This is a genomic window from Leptolyngbya sp. 7M (assembly GCF_018128485.1).
Genome location: NZ_CP070897.1, coordinates 6,911,540 through 6,928,186, shown reverse-complemented (window position 1 = coordinate 6,928,186; position 16,647 = coordinate 6,911,540). Strand labels below are relative to the sequence as shown.

At 53.3% G+C, this 16,647-nt stretch carries 20 protein-coding genes and 2 pseudogenes; 10 read left to right on the top strand and 12 right to left on the bottom strand.

Annotated elements, in window-relative coordinates:
* Positions 1 to 21 precede the first annotated feature (21 nt).
* On the bottom strand, positions 22 to 252 hold the full coding sequence (locus JVX88_RS43785) for a hypothetical protein (protein ID WP_211624422.1): 231 nt from the start codon (positions 250 to 252) through the stop codon (positions 22 to 24).
* 161 nt (positions 253 to 413) lie between these two features.
* Between JVX88_RS43785 and JVX88_RS37575 the strand changes: the two genes are divergently transcribed.
* The 4 genes from JVX88_RS37575 to yqeK all read left to right on the top strand — a co-directional run bounded on the left by JVX88_RS37575 (position 414) and on the right by yqeK (position 4,077).
* Positions 414 to 1,025: a glutathione S-transferase family protein gene (locus tag JVX88_RS37575; protein WP_211624420.1), complete on the top strand. Its 612-nt coding sequence runs from the start codon at positions 414 to 416 to the stop codon at positions 1,023 to 1,025.
* A 36-nt stretch (positions 1,026 to 1,061) separates the two neighbouring features.
* Positions 1,062 to 1,946, top strand: a complete 885-nt coding sequence (mdh, locus tag JVX88_RS37570; protein ID WP_211624418.1) for a malate dehydrogenase — start codon at positions 1,062 to 1,064, stop codon at positions 1,944 to 1,946.
* A 109-nt stretch (positions 1,947 to 2,055) separates the two neighbouring features.
* A complete protein-coding gene (locus JVX88_RS37565; RefSeq protein WP_211624416.1) occupies positions 2,056 to 3,159 on the top strand; it encodes a PAS domain-containing protein in 1,104 nt (367 codons plus the stop codon).
* Between the two features lie 309 nt (positions 3,160 to 3,468).
* On the top strand, positions 3,469 to 4,077 hold the full coding sequence (yqeK, locus tag JVX88_RS37560) for a bis(5'-nucleosyl)-tetraphosphatase (symmetrical) YqeK (RefSeq protein WP_211624414.1): 609 nt from the start codon (positions 3,469 to 3,471) through the stop codon (positions 4,075 to 4,077).
* Positions 4,078 to 4,096: 19 nt separating this feature from the next.
* Here yqeK and JVX88_RS37555 read toward each other — a convergent pair whose 3' ends face one another.
* From JVX88_RS37555 to JVX88_RS37545, 3 genes are all read right to left on the bottom strand, one after another.
* Positions 4,097 to 4,378: a hypothetical protein gene (locus tag JVX88_RS37555; protein ID WP_211624412.1), complete on the bottom strand. Its 282-nt coding sequence runs from the start codon at positions 4,376 to 4,378 to the stop codon at positions 4,097 to 4,099.
* A gap of 56 nt (positions 4,379 to 4,434) precedes the next feature.
* A complete protein-coding gene (locus tag JVX88_RS40325; RefSeq protein ID WP_225931318.1) occupies positions 4,435 to 4,905 on the bottom strand; it encodes a response regulator transcription factor in 471 nt (156 codons plus the stop codon).
* A gap of 109 nt (positions 4,906 to 5,014) precedes the next feature.
* On the bottom strand, positions 5,015 to 5,629 hold the full coding sequence (locus tag JVX88_RS37545; RefSeq protein ID WP_211624410.1) for a hypothetical protein: 615 nt from the start codon (positions 5,627 to 5,629) through the stop codon (positions 5,015 to 5,017).
* Here JVX88_RS37545 and JVX88_RS44895 point away from each other — a divergent pair.
* Positions 5,628 to 5,777 (top strand): annotated as a pseudogene (locus tag JVX88_RS44895) (hypothetical protein); the annotation flags it as partial. The gene JVX88_RS37545 and the pseudogene JVX88_RS44895 sit on opposite strands and share 2 nt — an antisense overlap.
* A gap of 47 nt (positions 5,778 to 5,824) precedes the next feature.
* Here JVX88_RS44895 and JVX88_RS37540 read toward each other — a convergent pair.
* The 3 genes from JVX88_RS37540 to JVX88_RS37530 all read right to left on the bottom strand — a co-directional run bounded on the left by JVX88_RS37540 (position 5,825) and on the right by JVX88_RS37530 (position 9,219).
* Positions 5,825 to 7,627, bottom strand: coding sequence for an aminotransferase class V-fold PLP-dependent enzyme (locus JVX88_RS37540; protein ID WP_225931317.1), 1,803 nt, complete (start codon positions 7,625 to 7,627; stop codon positions 5,825 to 5,827).
* 441 nt (positions 7,628 to 8,068) lie between these two features.
* Positions 8,069 to 8,989 carry an AMP-binding protein gene (locus JVX88_RS37535; RefSeq protein WP_225931316.1) on the bottom strand — a complete coding sequence of 307 codons (921 nt, stop codon included), beginning with the start codon at positions 8,987 to 8,989 and terminating at the stop codon, positions 8,069 to 8,071.
* A gap of 35 nt (positions 8,990 to 9,024) precedes the next feature.
* Complete coding sequence (locus JVX88_RS37530; protein WP_263975445.1) at positions 9,025 to 9,219, bottom strand: hypothetical protein; 195 nt, start codon at positions 9,217 to 9,219, stop codon at positions 9,025 to 9,027.
* Positions 9,220 to 9,224: 5 nt separating this feature from the next.
* Between JVX88_RS37530 and JVX88_RS37525 the strand changes: the two genes are divergently transcribed.
* Both JVX88_RS37525 and JVX88_RS37520 read left to right on the top strand, forming a co-directional pair.
* Complete coding sequence (locus JVX88_RS37525; protein WP_225931852.1) at positions 9,225 to 10,328, top strand: SDR family NAD(P)-dependent oxidoreductase; 1,104 nt, start codon at positions 9,225 to 9,227, stop codon at positions 10,326 to 10,328.
* Positions 10,315 to 10,617 (top strand): hypothetical protein, encoded by a 303-nt coding sequence (locus JVX88_RS37520; protein WP_211624404.1) that lies wholly within the window; start codon positions 10,315 to 10,317, stop codon positions 10,615 to 10,617. The genes JVX88_RS37525 and JVX88_RS37520 overlap by 14 nt, the downstream gene beginning before the upstream one ends.
* 3 nt (positions 10,618 to 10,620) lie before the next feature.
* Here the strand turns inward: JVX88_RS37520 and JVX88_RS37515 are convergent, their stop codons facing one another.
* On the bottom strand, positions 10,621 to 11,280 hold the full coding sequence (locus JVX88_RS37515; protein ID WP_263975692.1) for a cytochrome P450: 660 nt from the start codon (positions 11,278 to 11,280) through the stop codon (positions 10,621 to 10,623).
* A 316-nt stretch (positions 11,281 to 11,596) separates the two neighbouring features.
* Positions 11,597 to 12,361 carry an SDR family oxidoreductase gene (locus JVX88_RS37510; RefSeq protein ID WP_211624402.1) on the bottom strand — a complete coding sequence of 255 codons (765 nt, stop codon included), beginning with the start codon at positions 12,359 to 12,361 and terminating at the stop codon, positions 11,597 to 11,599.
* A 161-nt stretch (positions 12,362 to 12,522) separates the two neighbouring features.
* Here JVX88_RS37510 and JVX88_RS37505 point away from each other — a divergent pair, with 161 nt between their 5' ends.
* Positions 12,523 to 14,052 (top strand): ATP-binding protein, encoded by a 1,530-nt coding sequence (locus tag JVX88_RS37505; RefSeq protein ID WP_225931315.1) that lies wholly within the window; start codon positions 12,523 to 12,525, stop codon positions 14,050 to 14,052.
* A 19-nt stretch (positions 14,053 to 14,071) separates the two neighbouring features.
* Here the strand turns inward: JVX88_RS37505 and JVX88_RS37500 are convergent.
* A pseudogene (locus JVX88_RS37500) lies at positions 14,072 to 14,374 on the bottom strand (flavin reductase family protein); the annotation flags it as partial.
* A 127-nt stretch (positions 14,375 to 14,501) separates the two neighbouring features.
* Here JVX88_RS37500 and JVX88_RS37495 point away from each other — a divergent pair.
* Complete coding sequence (locus JVX88_RS37495) at positions 14,502 to 15,038, top strand: peptide ligase PGM1-related protein (protein ID WP_317134604.1); 537 nt, start codon at positions 14,502 to 14,504, stop codon at positions 15,036 to 15,038.
* A gap of 129 nt (positions 15,039 to 15,167) precedes the next feature.
* Here JVX88_RS37495 and JVX88_RS37490 read toward each other — a convergent pair whose 3' ends face one another.
* Positions 15,168 to 15,344: a hypothetical protein gene (locus tag JVX88_RS37490; RefSeq protein ID WP_211624399.1), complete on the bottom strand. Its 177-nt coding sequence runs from the start codon at positions 15,342 to 15,344 to the stop codon at positions 15,168 to 15,170.
* Between the two features lie 35 nt (positions 15,345 to 15,379).
* Positions 15,380 to 15,520, bottom strand: coding sequence for a hypothetical protein (locus JVX88_RS37485; RefSeq protein WP_211624397.1), 141 nt, complete (start codon positions 15,518 to 15,520; stop codon positions 15,380 to 15,382).
* 574 nt (positions 15,521 to 16,094) lie between these two features.
* Here JVX88_RS37485 and JVX88_RS37480 point away from each other — a divergent pair.
* On the top strand, positions 16,095 to 16,442 hold the full coding sequence (locus tag JVX88_RS37480; protein WP_211624395.1) for a hypothetical protein: 348 nt from the start codon (positions 16,095 to 16,097) through the stop codon (positions 16,440 to 16,442).
* The last annotated feature ends 205 nt before the right edge of the window (positions 16,443 to 16,647 follow it).

The window sequence follows — 16,647 nt, the reverse complement described above, 5'->3', positions numbered from 1 at the left end:
AGCGCCTGAGGTAATTGTGGGTTATTGGATGTTGGCTAATTTCTTGATCGGTAAACCCAACTTCTCTACACGCTGCAAAATCTGCTGACCCCAAGGTTCCTCTAAGGCCGCAGGCGTCACCAAAACCCGCTCCGGCATCCACAGACGCGGTTGCACCCCTGAAGTGACTGGCGACGATACTTGCATAGATGCTTCAACAGGCGATACTTGAGTCGATGCTTGAGTTGATGCTTGAGTCGTTAAATTTAGCACAGTGTCATCAAAATCAGGTCACTCTTATAGGGTGACGCACTTCGCTCAAATTATCAGCGACGGAGAACCGTCTGAATATAGAGTAGTTGCCGCATCATTTAGGGATAATAATGCAGGTGAGCAATCCTTGATCCATCGCTGAAAATCAACCAGGCACAATCATGCTTCCAAACCCACGATCTGAATCTTCGCGCAAACTATACGGCATCCACCAATCCGGTAACGTTTACAAAGTACGCCTAATGCTGTCCTTGCTCGATCTGCCCTACGAATGGATTGGCATTAATCTGGCCGCCAAAGAGCACCGCTCACCAGAATTTTTGCAGCTTAACCCAATCGGGCAAGTTCCCGTTTTAGTAGATGCTAACGTGAATATTCGAGACTCACAGGCGATTCTGGTTTATTTAGCTCGAAAATACGATAACAACTGGCTGCCGATCGATGCGGAATATATGGCTAAGATAATTCAATGGCTATCAATCGCCGCCAACGAAATTGAACATAGCCTCACAGCTCTTAGACGTCACTTCTTACTCGGTGCACCAATCGACCGGGCTAAAGCCGAGCGCACAGCCAAGCAGTTATTACAAGTAATGGATCAGCATCTCGAAAATCAACCGTGGCTAGAATGCCACCATCCCACCATTGCCGACATTGCCTGCTATCCCTACATCTACCGAGCCGTAGACAGTCAAATTGATTTATCTCCCTATCTCAACATCATCACCTGGCTCAACAGAATCCAACAGCTTCCGGGATATATTGCGATGTGATTGTTGATCTATCTACTCTTGAACGGAGCCAGGGAAATGGGCGACATCGTCCTGTTCGACATCGCCGAGGGCATTCCCCAGGGCAAGGCGCTGGACCTCAGCCAGTGCGGCCCGATCGAGGGTTTCGACGCGAAGATCACCGGCACCAACGACTATGCCGACATCGCCGGGGCCGACGTGGTGATCGTCACCGCGGGCGTGCCGCGCAAGCCGGGCATGAGCCGCGACGACCTTCTCGGCATCAACCTGGGCGTGATGAAGGCGGTCGGCGAAGGCATCAAGGCGCATTGCCCCGACGCCTTCGTGATCTGCATCACCAATCCATTGGACGCGATGGTCTGGGCGCTGCGCGAATTCTCCGGCCTGCCCCACAACAAGGTGGTGGGCATGGCGGGCGTGCTCGACAGCGCGCGCTTCGCGACCTTCCTGGCCTGGGAATTCGGGGTCTCGGTCAAGGACGTGAACGCCTTCGTCCTCGGCGGCCACGGCGACACGATGGTGCCGGTCACCAGCTACACCACGATTTCGGGCGTGCCGGTCGACGACCTAGTCAAGATGGGCAAGTCGTCGAAGGCGCGGATCGACGAGATCGTCGCCCGCACCCGCGCGGGCGGCGGCGAGATCGTCGGCCTGCTCAAGACCGGCAGCGCCTACTACGCCCCCGCCACCAGCGCGATCGCGATGGCCGAGGCCTACCTGGGCGACCAGAAGCGCATCCTGCCAAGCGCGGTCTATGTCGATGGCAAGTACGGCCTCGACGGCCTCTACGTCGGCGTCCCGACCGTGATCGGCGCGGGCGGCGCGGAGGAAGTGATCGAGATCGCGTTGGGCGACGAGGCGAAGCAGAACTTCCAGGTCAGCGTCGATGCCGTCAAGGAACTGCTGGTGGCGTGCAAGGGCATCGACCCGAGCTTGAACTAATGATTTCAGACGAGGAGCAAGCGAATGGGACAAATCTTCCTCCTTTGGCTAATCATTGGCGGCGTGTGCGCTGCGGTATGCTTTTCTATCGCAGGTTCGAAAGGACTTAATGATGGCCTGTGGGGGCTATTGGTTTTTACCGTTTACTGACTCCCAAGGCCAAGTGCAGGGCGTCCTGAGTGCCAGCATCTATTTGGAGCAAATGGGTACGTTTTTGCAACATCTTCAAATCGGCAAGATGGGCCAAGCCTTTATCATGGACAAACAGGGCTGGTTGATTGCTACTTCTACGGGTGAACTGCCGTTTCGCCAGGATCTCTCTACGGCGGAAAAAAGGACTCTAGCCCCCGCAGCCCTGCGCTTAGCTGCCCAAGATAGCGAAAATCCACTGACGCGCGCCGCTGCCAATTGGAGCCTGAACCAGGTACTAAACCAGACGTTGAACCAGAGCGAGCGCCATAGCTATTCTGGGCAAACAACCCTGTTTCGGTGGCAAAATCAGTTGTATTTTGGGCAGGTGATATCGTTTCAGCTCGATTCTCAGCACCAGTGGACCGTGGTGATGATCGTGCCCGAGGCCGACTTCATGGCTGAAATTCAGGCCAATAGGCAGCGCACCATGCTGTTATGCGGTTTGGTCTTGGTCAGTTCAGTTGGGATTGGCATCTGGATCGCGCGCCGCCTCACCCGCTCGCTCGCTCAGCTTACCCAGGCGACTCAAACCTTTGCCGCTGGCTTAGAGCAGCCATTGCCAACCTCCCGGATTGTGGAAGTAGAGACCCTGACTGCATCGTTTCATCAGATGACGCTGGAGTTTCGCAAAGCTAACCAGTTACGGCAAACCTATGAGCAGCGGTTAGAACAACAGGTAGCCGAACAAACGCAGGCATTACGAGCACGCGAAGCCCAACTTCAGCTGATCACCGATTCGATTTCCGGCTGCATTTCCTACGTGGATGCCTCCTCTCGCTATCGGTTCGTCAACCGCACCTACGAAGATTGGTTTAATTGCAAAAAAGCAGATATTTTGGGCAAAACCGTTGAGGAAGTGATTGGTGCATCGGCTTATCAACGGGTTCGGCAGTATGTGGAACGCGCCTTAGCTGGAGAAACGGTCACCTACGAAGCGGAAATGCCCTATCAAGGCGACAAAATGCCCTTTAACGAACAGGTGCTGCTGCAAGCCCTAGAGAAAATGGTAGCTGTGGGCTAAACAGCCGCCGCCTGTTTTTGATGTAACTGACCCTATCGTTCATCATTTGCTGATGGCCGCTGTAGATGGGTTTTGTTTGTGTAGTCGCGTTTACTCAAGGCGAAGCTGCTATGCCTGATGGCAGGCCATGTATCAGATTGATTCGGCAACCCGCCCGTGACGGTTGCGAAAGTTGATCTAGAATAAAGGCACCCAGATAGAAACGCCAAATTTGAAATTAGGTTTACCTGAAGTTCTGCTTTTTTGTCCAGTTCTTTGAGATCAAGACCTTAATGATTCAGCGTTTACCTGAAGCAGCAAGGACACTGCATGGGTGAGTTTGCCGGATTGCGCCAACGGGTGTTGCATTGGTTAGCCAGCAACGTGCCTGAGTCGCGGGTAGAGCATGTGCTGCGCGTTGAGCAGATGGCAGCTGAGCTAGCTCGCAGGCATGGGGTGGAAGTGAGCAAAGCAACCCAAGCCGGGTTGATGCACGACTTAGCCAAGAATTTCAAACCACAAGTTCTGCTGGAAATCGCCCGTTCTGAGGCGCTAATTACCGATCCGGTGGATGAGTTGAATCCCCATTTGCTGCATGCCGATGTCAGTGCGGTGGTGGCCCGCGACGAGTTTGGCATTCGCGATCCAGAAGTTTTGACAGCCATTGCCAACCATACCTTGGGCCGACCGGGGATGGATCCCCTGAGCTGCGTTGTGTTTCTGGCCGACAGTCTAGAGCCGGGACGGGGCAGCACACCTGAGCTAGACATCCTGCGGCAGGTGAGTCAACAAGATCTGCACAAGGCCGTTTGGATGACCTGCAACCATACGCTAAGTCAATTAATTGCCAACCATCGCCTGATTCATCCCCGTGCCGTCGCCACACGCAATTGGTTTTTGCAGCGAGCACGCCCAAAGACGGTGGCTTCAGCTAGTTAAGTTTTGTTTGAAGGAGGAGTTAACCCATGAACCTAAATGTGAATAGGATTCCAGCCGCAATCATCTGATTCACAAGGTACGGCTTCTCTAGATACGTGAGAATTTGCTGATTGATGTGACTGCTGATTTCACTCCGCAGTTGAGACGTGATCGTGTGGACTGATTTTTGACCATTACGAATCGCCAGATAACCAGTCAACCCAACCGCTACAGCAATTTGCAGCACAAAGGGCACAATTAGAATCAGGCGCAGAGACAGTTGCTTGAACCCAGACTGCCGGACCGGGACTTTTAACGCCATAGCTTCACAGGAGCGAAACAGCCGGCTTTATAATTCCCTACAGAATGATATAAGTTTCAATACTTTGAGCTGTTGAGCAACGCAGAGCACCGATAGACCATCGCCGCCCGGCTGTCTACACCCAGTTTGGCAAAAACCCGGCGCAGATGGGTTGAAACCGTCCACTCACTAATCTTTAATTCATGAGCAACTTGTTTGTTTGAATGCCCCTGAGCAATCAATTGCACAATCTGAAATTCCCTCCCTGTTAGAGAGGCTGTCATATCGGCAGTGCTCGCTTGATTAGAACCATCTTCTACAATCACACACTCTTTCCCCCGCATCTTTACTCGCCCCACAGCTGCATCTGTAAAACGGCTGAGAGGAAACTTGAATTCCTGCCCGATAACAGGGTCAAACTGATTTCCAGGACAGATGATTAAGTAATGATAATTTTCGATATAAAAATCACCTAAAACATTGCAAAGTCGGCATTCACTGCTTGCCTGTATAGGTCGGGTAGGCTGGATAGACTGGATAGACTGCATAGCTGCTGCTCCTCCATAACGGCATCTCTGCCATGAAAGAACTTGATCCTAGAGAGAAAGCGCAGCGTTGGGTAGTACCCATGAGGGTACCTTTTAAAAAATCAGCGGTCTATGCTCTTTGAGCAACAGCATTCCCATCTACATTTCTATCTACACTATCTACAGCTTTAGAATCGGTGGTTCCAAAACAACTAGCGGTGGTGCATAGGTTGGTGAGGGAACTATTTCCGGCAGCAGATCCCAGCACCTGGGCGTCTCGGTCATCCTCCAGCAGAAGGAGATCAAGGTCTTCCGCGAGGACCTCAAGAACGCCAACTTCATGACCAGCCGCGCCGGCTGGTTCGGGGACTACGGGGACCCCACCACCTTCCTCTACCTCAACCGCACGGGCGACGGCAACAACGACCGCAAGTACTCCAACCCGCGCTACGACGAGCTTCTGGACCAGGCCGCCACCGAGCTCGACCCCCAGCGCCGCATGGCCCTGCTGGCCGAGGCTGAGCGAATCATCGTGGAGGAGGACGTCCCGATGTTCCCGATCTTCCACTACTCGCAGGTCTACCTCTTCGACCCCCACCGGATCACCGGGATCTCGAGCCACCCTCGGCAGGAGCAGGCGATGTACGAAGTCGACGTGCTGGGCGACGGACAGGGGACCGACGCGCTCAAGGTGCTGCCGCCCCGCGTCCGCACCGGGCGCACCGCCCAGTAGGAGCCGACCCATGCTGGGGCTGATCGTCCGTCGCCTGGTGCAGATGCCGCTGATCCTCGCGGCGATCTACACGATCACGCTGGCGCTGGCCTGGGCCGTGCCCGGCAATCCGCTCGAGAACCCCGAGGGGCGAAGGCCGCCCCCGGAGGTGATCGCGGCGATGCAGGCGCAGTACAACCTCGATGACTTCTGGAAGTTCTACTGGTCCTACCTGGAGAACGCCTCGGGCCTGCGAGCGGCACGCGAGTGGGCCACGGGCGAGACCGCCCGCGTGCGCGAGGCCGCACAGGCCGCCGGGCAGTTGCCCCCCGAGCGTCCGATCTTCAACCTGGGCCCCTCGCTGCAGTACCGCGATCGGAACGTCAACGAGATCATCGCCGGCTCGCTGCCCATCTCCGTGACCCTGGGTGGGCTGGCGATCCTCATCGCGCTGGCCATCGGGCTCACCACGGGCGTTCTGGGCGCGATCAGGCCCAACTCCTGGCTTGACCTCTCCACCCTCGCCGTCGCGCTGGTGGGCATCAGCCTGCCCAGCTTCGTCATCGGGACGGTCGGTTCCGCCTGACGCCCCACGAACCAGCCGCGCGCCGTCAGCCCTTCCGCCACCGCGCCGATGTCCAGCGCCGGATCGGTCGAGCGATAGACGAACAGGCAGAGCTCATGCGGTTCCAGCACATGCAGGCCGGGGATGGCGTTGATGCCGGCGGTGAGTTTCTCCACCGTGTCCATGATCACGCGCGCCCAGTGGGTGTAGCCCTCGCGGCCCAGGAAGTTCATCACCGCCCAGGCCGCCGCCACCGCGCCGCCCGCGCGCGTGCCCTGCGCCGTGTTGGAGACATAGGCGCCGCGTTCCCAATCCTTGAACTCGAAGGTCTGGAAGCGTTGCAGCGCGGCATCGCGCAGCATCATCATGCTCGCACCCTTCGGCGCGTAGCCGTATTTGTGCAGGTCCGCGCTGATGCTCATGACGCCCGGCACCGCGAAATCGAAGGGCGCGATCTCCTGCCCCAGCTCGCGCACGAAGGGCGCGAGGAAGCCGCCGACGCAGGCATCCACATGCATCCAGAGTCCGCGGTCCTGCGCCAGCGCCGCGATCCGCTCGATCGGGTCGAACACGCCGAACGGATAGTTCGGTGCGCTGCCCAGCAGCATGATGGTCTCCGGCGTAATGCGCTTGGCCATCTCCTCCGGGTCCGCGCGGAAATCGTTGCGCGTCGTCGGCACGCGGATCACGCGGATGCCCAGGTGCTGCGCCGCGCGATCGAAGGTGGGGTGGCCGGTGCGCGGGATGACGATGTTCGGGCGCTCGATGCCCTTCGTCTCGCGTGCCCAGTCGCGCGCGGTCTTGAGCGCCAGGAAGATGCTTTCCGACCCGCCCGAGGTGAAGGTGGCCGCGGCATTGGCCGGCGCCGAATGCAGCGAAAGACCCATCTCCAGCACCTCCGTCTCCAGCTTCTTCATGCTGGGGAAGGCCCGCTGGCCCATCGCGTTCTCGGTCCAGTAGGCGCAATACGCCTCCTGCTGGACGCGCGTGACCTCCTCATTCAGGTAGTAGAAATACAGGGCCATGCGGCCTGGATATCGCCGCAGTGCTAAGCGCGTATCGCTGAGAATGGGCCGATCGATTACCCGAATCGGGCCGGGTTCGCCTCCTACCTCTGACCAGTCCGTGATTTCGCCGCCAAAAATCTGGCTGAGTTGCTCTACCGTCAGGTCGCCTTTGAAGGGATTTTGCTGACCAACAATAATGGCAATTTTTTCGCGGCTGATCGGAACTTCCTTTAGCCCCTGGGCTTTTTCTGCTGCCGTTAGGGGACGCCCGATCGCCGCCAGATCAATTTCGTCATTCAGTAATTCCTCAATAGCTGTTTCAGTACTGCTGGTGTTCAGCCTCACCTCGGCATCAGGGAACTGCTGCTCATAGCGCTGTTTTAGCAGTTGATTGATCGCCGCCATATTGTCAGAGCCATCGATCCGCACCGGTTCCCGATTGGTGACTTCAACCGGCACAGCCGCAACCTCAAGCGCAAGCGCAGGCGATGTGAGAAGCATTGTCGATGCCAGAAATACAAGCACCAACTTCAGGAAAAAGGGGCACCCTCTCTGAAGCATAGAAAAATACCAAAATGTGTCAGGTTTGCACGAGGTAGAGGCATAATCAGACCGCTAGCGATACTCTCAGAAACTCCGAGAAAAGGAAGTTTTGCTCTATACCTTATTTAGCGGGAACCAGCGGGTTGATTCAGCAGATTTCAAGTGAATGCAGCTAGATTTGCTGAAATTAAGTGCTGGAATCGGATGGTTGTGCTAAAAATAAATCCTTTTAGCACCGGAGCTTAGAACCAAGCTTAAAGCCACAACTGCCTGAGACCATCCTGAGACAATCCAGCATCATCTGCATGTTAAACAAAATTCAAGCGATTTTCCGCTTTATTTGGCAGCATAATCTGTTCATGAAGGCGCTTGCCCTGACGGTAGCAGCAATTGCCTTCTGGATTTCATTCCATGCCTATGCTGGATTCCTGGCGGTGGATTTTGATGCAGATCAGGCGATTCATGTTTTGATGACGGCAGATTTGCAGTTGCCAGCCGATCTGTATTTCGTAGCCGGGTGGCAATTTCAGCCGCCGCAAAACTGTCTGCAATCGATATCACCACTCCACCCGCTTGGATAATGCCAAGGTAAATCGCTACCGCCTCTGCCGTCATCGGCAAATCGATCGCTACCGCATCGCCGGGTTGCATGCCTAAATCTACTAGACCGTTTGCGATACGGTTCGCCAAACATCTCAACTGTTTGTAGCTCCATCGTTTTAGCGGTTGATTTTCTGACTGAGCCAGAATTGCCGGAGCATCCTCCGTGGCTTGAAAACAGCTTTCCACGATATTCAGCTGTGCATCTACTAGCCAATCAGGAGATTCTATCCCATGAGATAGATCAACCAATTCCGTGTAGGGTTGCCGGAAGCGGATCCCTAACCGTTCAATCATCAGGCTCCAGAAGGCGGCGCGATTCTGAACTGACCAGGCATGCAGTTCAGGATAGGAGCGGAGGTTGAGCTGGCGGACCAATTCAGCAATGTGGGTCACCTCGATCTGTTCGCGAGTGGGAAACCAGGCGGGCGGCGGACCTTGTTGGCTATCCCATTCAGCAAAGGTGAGTTCGTATAGCAACCAGTGCAGCAAAAAGGGATGATGGGGCTGGAGCAGATCGCGAGTTAGGGTTTGCCAAGCATCAACTGCTGGTAGAGTCAGACACGACTCGATTTGCGGTAGAAGGGCAATCGCTTCATCCTTGTCTACACCGCACTCAAGCAGTTGCGCTAGTAACCCCTGCTGCATCATTGCCGCTGCCTCATGTTCCAATCTCACATTTCAACTTCACATTTCAACCTCACAGTTCAGTCTTACATTCCAATCCGATGCTGCCGGTCGCTTTCTAAGCCATCCCAAAATACCGCGATGGCATTGAGAATTTCCTGGCCGCCCTGAATGAATTTGGCTCGCTCAAAACCGGGTTGGAAATAAACTGCCTCTAGTTCTTCCAGCGTGTGACCCGCATGTTGGGCTTCTACGCGATTGTGCCAGGTGAAAAAGGCCAAGCGCAATTGGGGATGGCGAGTTATTCAGCTCGCGCAATCTGGAATTTGCCACTGAGTTAATGCGGTTGACTCAAGGGAAGGGAATCGATGTGGTGTTGAATTCTCTAACAGGCGAATTTATTTCCCACAGTCTATCGGTGTTAAAACCGCAGGGACGCTGGATTGAATTGGGTAAAACTGACTGGACACATGAGCGAGTGCAAGCTCAGTATCCGAATATGAAGTATATGCAGATGGATTTGATGGAACTCTGCCAGCAGCAGCCTAATCTAATACAAGAGATGTTGAGACAGATTAGCGAGCGAATTCAGCAGGGAATTTATCAGCCATTACCCTACAGCGTTTTTCCCATTACTGAAGCGGTGCAGGCATTCCGCCAGATGCAGCAGGCCAAGCATGTGGGCAAGCTGGTTATCACTCAGCCAGAGCCGATTGCCTCTCCTCCGATTCGTCCTGACAGCACCTACTTGATTACGGGTGGAACGGGTGGTTTGGGTCTCTTGATGGCAGACTGGCTCGTGCAGCAGGGAGCCAAGCATCTGGTGTTGCTCAGCCGCCGCATCTCCCCAACCACTGCCCCAACAATCCAAGCTTGGCAGCAGGCAGGTGTTCAAGTGGTAACAGCAACTGTTGATGTGGCCGACCGTTCGCAGTTAGCGCAATGTTTGAACAATTTAGAATCATCCCTGCCGCCTCTAGGCGGTATTATTCATGCGGCGGGTGTGCTGGACGATGGGATGCTGCATCAGCAGACTTGGGAGAAATTCGCGGCAGTGTTGCGGCCCAAGCTCTTGGGAGCCTGGAATTTGCACCAGCTTACCCAAACCCAACCGCTCGATTTCTATGTCTTGTTCTCCTCGGCTACAGCCCTGCTTGGTTCTCCTGGACAAGCCAATCATGTGGCGGCGAATGTATTTTTAGATTCATTAGCCCATTACCGTCGCTCCCTGGGTTTACCAGCTCTCAGTATTAACTGGGGCATCTGGTCGGAGGTGGGATCGGCAGTGGCTCGGCAGGCGGAGTCTCGGTTCAGGGGGATGGGCAGCAGACACTCAAGAAGTCCGCTATGCCCTGTTTCAGCAAATGCTGTGGGGGGTGTTTCAGCATAACCTGGCGAACTTAACCGTCCAGGACTTTCAGCAGGCAATTGTGCGGCTGATTGATCTACACCAGCAGGGCCTCAATGAGAGCTTTAACAAACTGGTCGAAATCCAGATCCGTCAGATTGTACGGGCCGCTAAACAGCAGGGCCAATCCCTGGAGGCAACCTTGCAAACGCTGGATCGGTTTTACCAGGAAGGGATTATGGGGGACATTGATGCCGGTAGCCAAGCCCGCAGTGACGTGATGGGAGCATGGCGCTATCAGCTAGAGCGACTGTGGAACGAGGAAGGGTGAAGTTTAAACCATCTTTTTGAAGCGAACCTTGAGGCCATCTTTCGGGTGAGGTGTGGGAATGGTGACGAGGGTTAGGTCTTGATCGGGCCGCAACTCCCAGGTGTAGCCACGGACTAGATGGACTGCAAAGGTTTTCATTTCTAAGCGAGCAAACTCTTTGCCCAGACATTCGCGCAGGCCGCCGCCAAAGGGCAGGTAGCCGTATTTTTGGCGGTCGCTGCTTTGCTGCTGCATTTGCTCGGAACTGAACCGCTCTGGATTAAACCGATCGGGATCGGGATAGAGCTGCTCGTCCTGGTGGGTGGAGCCGATTTGGTAAAGTAAAGTCCAGCCTTTGGGAATCTGGTAGCCGTTGATTTGGCAGGACTCCAGTACTCTCCGAAAGCCGCCGCCCACAGGAGGAGTGTGCCGCATCACTTCGCGCAGCACTTGGTCTAGGTAGGGCATTTGCTTGAGTTGGTCGAGTGTCAGCGGTTCCTGGACGGAGAATTGCTGTTGCTCGTCTCGCAGCTTTGCCATCACGTCGGGATGTTGGGCTACGAGTAGACAGAAAGAGGCAACGGCGGAAGTGAGGGTTTCGTGACCGGCAAACAGCAGCAGCAGAATTTGATCCTTGAGTTCGGCGATGCTTAACCCTTGGCCGTTTTCGTCGCGGGCTTGCAGCAGTAGCCCCAGGCGGGAAGTTGCTAATCAGATGGGTTATAGCGATGTCCAACCCATTCCATCCCAGGCCGAAACTGGTAAAACAGCTAGCTTGTAAAAACAATCCTGCTATCCGAATAAAATTCACCAAAAACTCTCAAAGACGTTCCACTACAGTAGCTGGACTATAGCGGTCGGCCTCTAGTTGGAGCGTCTTTTGAATTGCGATTGCGATCTTTAGTTGCTAGTTGCAAATTGAAAGTGCGAATTGAACGATTAAACGATTGATGTACCCTGATTTCACAGTATCGTAATTTCACAGTATCGTGCTTATGACTTAGCCTTGCAACAAGGACTGTCCACCATCGATCCAGATTTCTGTTCCGGTAATGTGGCTAGCCGCATCTGACGCTAAAAACGCTACAAGCTGAGCCACCTGATCTGGGCTACCCATTTGCCCTGCCGAAAGGGGAATTGCGCCTTCAGGAAACTCAACACGCGGGCGGATTTCGTCTAGATCATACTTGCGAGTTGTTTCAATAATGTTGGTGGCAATGGCTCCTGGGCAAATCACATTAATACGGACATGATATTTCGCTAACTCTAGCGCTACCATCTTAGTAAAGGCAACTTGGGCCGCTTTGGAGCAGGCATAGGCGGTTGCCCCAGTGTTGCTAAACATACGGGTGCCATTCACCGAAGACGTAACGATAATTGAACCACCTTGTTGCTTCAAATAAGGAACTGCATATTTTACCGTTAGGAAGGTACCCGTTAGATTAACATTCAAAACTGCATTCCAATCATCTAACCCTAGTTCATGTACAGGTGCCCACACCCCATTAATTCCAGCATTTGCAAACACAATATCAAGCTTGCCCCATTTGTCTACAAGATGCTCGACGGCTTGCTGCATGGCACCAGCGTCGGACACATCAGCAGCAATCGGAATTGCTCCGCTCCACTGTTGCAGTTGACTGGCAGCTTGTTCCAACCCTTCCGCATCAAGGTCAATGAGGCCCACATTGGCTCCCTGCTGCGTAAACAGCTTTGCGGCTGTCCGACCCCACCCCGCGACAGCAGCCAAGGAGTGATTGCCCAAGCAATTCGCCTTTGGCTGAGAGATTGTCAGGCCGGCAGCATCGATTCATAAATTTAAAGATTGATTTTGATTAATTTCCAGACTAGAAGTGGTGCAACATCATTGCCCGCTTCAGCAAGATCTGATTTGATTTTGGTACTCGGTTTTTTGGAGACAGTGGTGTGAGTACTAAACAAACCCGATCGTGTGCCTTATCCCTGGCTATTCCACCTGGTTGGATGCCTGTTTTAACGGCTTTGTTAGGAGTTGGACTGCCCTTAGTTTTCGTAGACAAGAGCAACGCCGAATTGCCCATTCCAAAGCCAAGCGTTTTGTACTATAGCTGGGAAACATCGCCATCAGATGCAACCTCAACTGATCTGATTCTGGCTGATACTCCGGCTGAACTTGATGTTGCCCCTGAATTAACGCCGGCTGAAACCGCCTCTGAGACGGATTCAACGATTCGCGAACCGTTGCCCATTGATTTTTCCACAGACGCACCTTTACCAGATGCGCCCCTACCAGATGTACCGTTATTAGACGCACCCTTACCAGATGCCTCTTCCAATTCAGCTGCCGATCTAACCGCTCCTGAGACTACCTCTCAAACCCCGCCCGCGTCGCAACCTGAGGAAGATTCTGAACCAGAAACAGCCGAGCCTCCTGTTCAAGTAGAATTTACTCCTGCTGGCCCAAGTCTACTTTTTGATGGCATTGCTCCTGCCGGATCTGGACAGACAATCACCGATATTGAAGTCAGATTTTTCAGAAGAGATGGTGAAATTTTTGAGGGCCATACCCGTCCTTCCGTATTTCTACGGGAATTCAATCTAGAGCCGGGCACACCGTATGACGAGGTATTAGCACAACAGGGATTAGATCGGCTTTTACGGATGGCGATTGTCCGGTCTGCTAGTGTCGAACTAGAGCCTGCCGCTAATCCTGATGAGGCGATCATGGTGATTTTGGTGGAAGAGCGAAGCCCGATTGTGTTAGGGCTGAACCACGCCACCAACTATATCCAAGACCTGCTGGAACTCCTAGATCTTTACCAGCAGCATTACCCGACTTCCGATCCGGAGATTGAAACCACCGCCGCCGCCATCGAACTGGAGTTCCTCAAGCAAGATCTACCCAAGCTGCTCAATTCCATGAAGGTAGGGGCCGACCGGATTCAGCAGATCGTCACCTCGCTGCGCACCTTTTCCCGCATGGACGAAGCCGAGCGGAAAGCGGTTAATATCCATGAAGGCATCGACAGCACGCTGCTAATTTTGCAAAACCGCCTCAAGGCCAAGCCTCATTTCCCAGAAATTCTAGTAATCAAGGAATACGACAACCTGCCCTTAGTCGAATGTTATGCAGGGCAATTGAATCAAGTATTTATGAACATCTTGTCCAACGCCATTGATGCCCTCGAAGAAGCCCAGATTCCAGCGCCGCAGATCTACATCCGCACCGAGCTGCTCGATCCCCAATGGGTAAGAATCTCGATTCTGGATAATGGCCCCGGCATTTCGCCAGCCGTACATGCGCGCATCTTTGACCCCTTTTTCACCACTAAACCAATTGGTAAGGGCACAGGAATGGGCATGTCGATCAGCTATCAGATCATCACCGAACGGCATGGTGGACGGTTGACCTGTCGCTCTGCCCCTAACCAAGGAGCCGAATTTGTGATTGAGATCCCGGTGGGCCAAAATGTCTGAAGGCCATCACGACCAGACATCAATAATGATTGCCGACCTTCCGGTGGTGCACAGCTGTCAAGGCATCGGGTTTAGCCACACGTCCGATATCAACCGTGCTGTAGACAATCCAGTGATCGCTGCACTCCATACGGCTGATCACCTCGCATTCTAGATAGGCCAACGCATCTGCTAGAATCGGTGACCCATTAGCGGCTGGATAGGTCTTGATCCCAGCAAAGCGATCAGCTCCAGGAGCAAATCGCTTCAAGAAGTGCTTCATCAACTGCTGATAGTTGCCTTCTTCCAAAATATTCAGCACAAACCGATCGCCCGCATTAACGCCCACCGGCGAGGTTGAAATTCTCTCCACGCACGATCAAATTCTGGGTGGGCCAGACGGCCAGGTGTTTTTAGGCTGCCAGTTTCCTGCTGACGATGCCTACCGCTTGCATCTGCAGGAGTACGGCATGCGAGTCGGAGCTAGATTAGCCGCAAAAGGTGCCCTGGAACGATTTGGCCTCGATTTTATTGCGGTGCGTCAACCCAACGGTGAATGGGACTTGCAGGCAATCGAAATCAACCTGCGCAAAGGCGGCACTACCCATCCGTTTATGACGCTGAAGCTGCTCACCTATGGCCGCTATGACCTGGCCACCGGATTGTTCTATAACCAGCAAGGCTGTCCCAAATACTACATTGCCACTGACAATCTGCACAAAGAGTCCTATACGGGGCTGATCCCCAGCGATCTGATGGATATCATTGCCCAACACCATCTGCATTTCAACAGCACCACCGAAACGGGCACCGTGTTCCATCTAATTGGCTGTTTGTCTGAGTTTGGCAAATTGGGCCTCACAAGTATCGGCAACTCGCCCAATGAAGCCGAAGCCATCTATAACGGCGTAATTGCTGCCCTCGACTCTGAAACCCAAGCCGACCTTTCCTCCAACTTCTCATTGCCGGTGCCGACGTTTCGCAACACCTGGAATGGTCTGAAGTAAATCAGTCCCGCCCTTATACCGTTTCTCAAAATCAGGACTACAGATGGAAGCCGCCCCGCGAAGCGGGGCGGCTTCCATCTGTAGTGGGTTTTTAGGGAATTGGTATTACTTGCTAGATAGACAGCTACACTACAGCACAGACGGCAGCTCCGGAAAGGTATGGGCTACCCGCTTCCAGACTTGATATTCTGCCCGAATTTCTTGATAGCGGCTATTGAGGTCTCGCCGTTCTTCAGGCCGTAGATCGGGGTTAAAGTCTTCCAGTTCACTGCGAATCAATGCCTCTCGCAGCGTGACTTTAATCAAATCAACATATTGCTGCTCCAGGAGCTTGGCTTGCTCTAAGAGATAGCCAACCTTTGCAGCAGCAGCGCTTCCCGCATTTCCACTTGGGTCAGGTTATTCGCCAGATCTAGAGCCGCGGGCTTGTAGACGCCCATTTTTACCAAATCACTGATCCAGTCGGCTGGATGTTCCGGCATACTTTCTAAAAATTCCCAGTGATCCTGTGGAAGATGATTTCCACCGCAATAACACCGGGCGTCAACGGATACAGACGCTCTCGTAGAAACTGTCATGGTAAAAACCCATCTGATTTAATGCGTGGTTTCGTCTCGCATTCGTGTGCCGTTGCACCGCTCTTGATGTCGTTAGCGTATCAAGATTTATCTAAACGAGCATTGCAACTTTTTTCGTTAAAATAGGACTTTCTTTCGAGGCTTTTGGATGATTTTAACCGGGAGTTGGGAGTCAAGAGAAACACTGATTTGTGGCTTCTGTTTCCATAGGACATAGGCTAGCCGTATCGGCAATTAATAGTAGATTAGCCGGTTTGCATAAATGCTAACTCAAAGACAAATAATGAATGGAATCGTACAGAATTTCCATCCAAGATCAGGTAACACCAAAATTCCTGCTGGCCGTTTCCTGGGTTCTCTGGTTGACTTGCTTGCCAACATGGGAAATAGCCATTAAAGTACCCTTTTCCATAATCTGTCTCTAGCTAGAGATCAAACTTCTGGTTAATGCAAGATGGTGAATACCAGGAGGGATATTATGCGTCAAATCATTATTCAGGTTCCACGCGGGCAGGGAAAGCAGGTACTCACCATTGCGCAAGAGCAGCAGGGAACGAATCTGGCTCTAATGGAAGCTAGCAACAGCGAGCGTGCTCTGGATCTGGTGATTTTGCATGTTTCTAATCGTAAGGTTGAGGCTCTACTGAGCCAATTGGAACAACTGCCAGATGTGCAGATTACCCTATTGCCGTCCGGGGTAATGGCTCTACACCCACCTGCCGAGCAACGAGCCAGCCTTGCCCAACGGGCTAATGCAACCGTTCAGCAGGTCGTTGAACAAGAGCCATCCGCCGAATTAGTCGAAGCCATAGGTGAGCATAATTAAATATAAAACCCAAAACCCTGCGCCGCCCGCTGCGCGGGGTTTTGAATCTGGTTTTTAATTATGCCGAGGTACTTAGTCACTCTCTGAGAAATACTGAGTGGGATCAGAGAGTGGGGTTAGAAACTGGGCAACTCGCAATCAGGGATAGAATCAAAAAATGGCTGTTTGATCTTAAGCTGTTTGATCTTAAACAGTTAGACAACAG